This is a genomic window from Alcanivorax sp. HI0083 (assembly GCF_001635175.1).
Genome location: NZ_LWFX01001121.1, coordinates 1 through 2,301, shown reverse-complemented (window position 1 = coordinate 2,301; position 2,301 = coordinate 1). Strand labels below are relative to the sequence as shown.

Below are 2,301 nucleotides of genomic sequence, written 5' to 3'. Positions count from 1 at the left end.
ACGCCCTTCGGGTCATTCAGGCTGGCCCGCACTCGTTGTTGCGTTTTTTCGATGGATGGACATATCTCGATCCCAGTTAGGGGACACCTTCAAAAGCGCGCCTAGATTGCGAACCAGCCTGAAAGACTGAGTACACAAGGAGTTTTTCAGAGGTTCCCTAGGCCTAGCTATCGTTCTTGAGAGACAAGTGGCTTATGTCCGGTTGCGCTGGTGGCACCTCCTCCTTCCGCTGCCCCAGATTCTCTCCCGGCGCGGCCATGCTCAGGTGACTCACGTCAGGGGCAGGTGGAGGCGGAGCCTGTTCCCCGCTATCCATATCCTCTCCCACATCCGCTACCGTGAACGCCCCGGCAAATCCGGTTCCGCCGGTACGAATGGTCCCCACGGTCTCCAAGTCTCCGCTGCTTTGTACCTGAGCCCCGGCCTGCCCTGATGGAGAGCCCGACTCGACGGCAGAAGGCTGGGCCTGCGGCGCAGACACCGGCGCAGCAGCGGGCGCCGGTGGCGAGGCACCCGCGGATACAGGCCGGATGTCGCACTCCGCGCCGGCCTGCTTCATCAACGCGCGAAACTTCATGGCCATGGCCTGATCGGCATCTTTCTTGATCACCACTGGCTGGCCGGAAAACAGTTTCTCAACCCGGGCGCTGTCCATCTTGAACAAACGCCCCAGATTGCTCTTCACCGTGGCCAGGTCAGCACCGCCGACCAACTTCCCGGAAAACACGATATGGAAACGAGCATCACTCATGCTGTTGCGTTTCTCCCTTCAGGCAATTCAGTTTTCAGGCAGATTCAATCCATCTGCGCCGCACAATACTCCGCCAGCGCCGCAATGGTCCGTGACGGGTTCAGCCCCAGAGCCCGGGGCACCATGGCGCCATCCACAACATAGAGACCAGGATAATTGAACACTTCCCCGGCATGGTTCACCACCCCCTGTTCCACAGAATCCGCCATATTGCAGCCACCCAGTGGATGCGGTGTAACCAGATTCTTGAACCAGGTCCAGGTAGCGGGGGTCATCGGGTTGCCGCCAGTGGCGGCCGTCAGCGCCAAATGGCGGTCGGCCAGCCCCTGCACCGCCTTTTCTGCCTTGCGATAATCCCACTTGAGCTTCAGGCGATCACGCTTCCATGGCCAGTACCAGCGCCGGCCCAGAGAAAAGGTGCCACCGGGATCATCCATGGCCTGGCCAAACCAGGGCATCATTTTGCCAAAGGGATTGCTGCTGTCGCCATATTTAAGCATGGCCGCACCCAGCCGGGTGCCGGCAAACCGGGATTGCTTGCCCAAACGCTCCAGCCAGCTGCCAAGAATATCCGGCAAGCCACCGTCTTCCACAAAATACCGGGCGCCATTGTCCGAACCATCCAGATAATCGATGGCGCTGGTGATGGTCGGGCCCCGCGTAGGTGAAATCTGACGATCTTCATAGAAAGCCGCCGTGGCAAAATCGCCGTTACTGCTCCAGTTGTGCCCGAGCTTGCGGCTGAGTTTGGGCAGCGTCTTGAACTGATCCCGGCAGCGCAGTAACAGTTCGGTGGAGCCCATGGAGCCAGCAGCCACGATCACCTTGTCAGCCCGGAAACCGCGCCAGCCACGAGCATCCAGATCCATGGCCTGCACCTCATAGCCCCCGGAGGCCAGCGGACGAATCGTGCGCACGTGATGCAGCGGACGAATCTGCGCGCCAGCACTTTCCGCTGCCGCCAGGTAATTCAGATCCAGGGTATTCTTGGCTTTCACCGGGCAACCCAGATCGCAATTACCGCAATGGGTGCAGGTCCCCTGCTCTTTGCCCTGGGCGTTGACCCAGCTTTTACTATGGCGGTAATCAAACGAATCGTCGTTTTCCGCGCGCCACTCTGGATCAAACGTAATCGCCTGGGGCACCACCGTGAACCGGTCTCCGGCGCCGACCGCCTCCGCCGCTTCTTTCATCAGGTGAGTGCGTGGCGTCCACTGGCTCGTCGGCAATGTCTGCACATTGAGCATCACGCCAGTGATGTCGTAATAGGGTTTCAGGGTGGCGTAATCGATGGCCTGCGGCCAACCGTGTTCAAAAGCCTCGGGCCTGGCTTCAATACTGACGTTGGCATAAATCAGCGAGCCGCCGCCAACCCCGGCCCCCATGGCAATACTCATGTCACCGAAATTGCGAAAATCAATCCAGCCGTTCTGTTTTTCCGGCTCATCTTCATCCCAAAGCCAGTCTGCTTGGGACACGGACGGGTACTCACCGGGCAACCAGCGCCTGCCCCGCTCCAGCACCACCACCTTGCTTCCCTTCTCAGCCAG

Annotated in this window: 2 protein-coding genes; both read right to left on the bottom strand. The window is 59.8% G+C overall.

Annotated elements, in window-relative coordinates:
- Positions 1 to 163 precede the first annotated feature (163 nt).
- Positions 164 to 751, bottom strand: a complete 588-nt coding sequence (locus A3754_RS15600) for a hypothetical protein (protein WP_063520443.1) — start codon at positions 749 to 751, stop codon at positions 164 to 166.
- Positions 752 to 795: 44 nt separating this feature from the next.
- Positions 796 to 2,301, bottom strand: a 1,506-nt coding sequence (locus A3754_RS15595; protein ID WP_063520442.1) for a GMC oxidoreductase, incomplete at its 5' end; no start/stop codon positions are given.

Excerpts from the sequence above, each read along its gene's own strand:
- A3754_RS15600 (WP_063520443.1), bottom strand. The coding sequence starts at position 751 with ATGAGTGATGCTCGTTTCCATATCGTGTTTTCCGGGAAGTTGGTCGGC.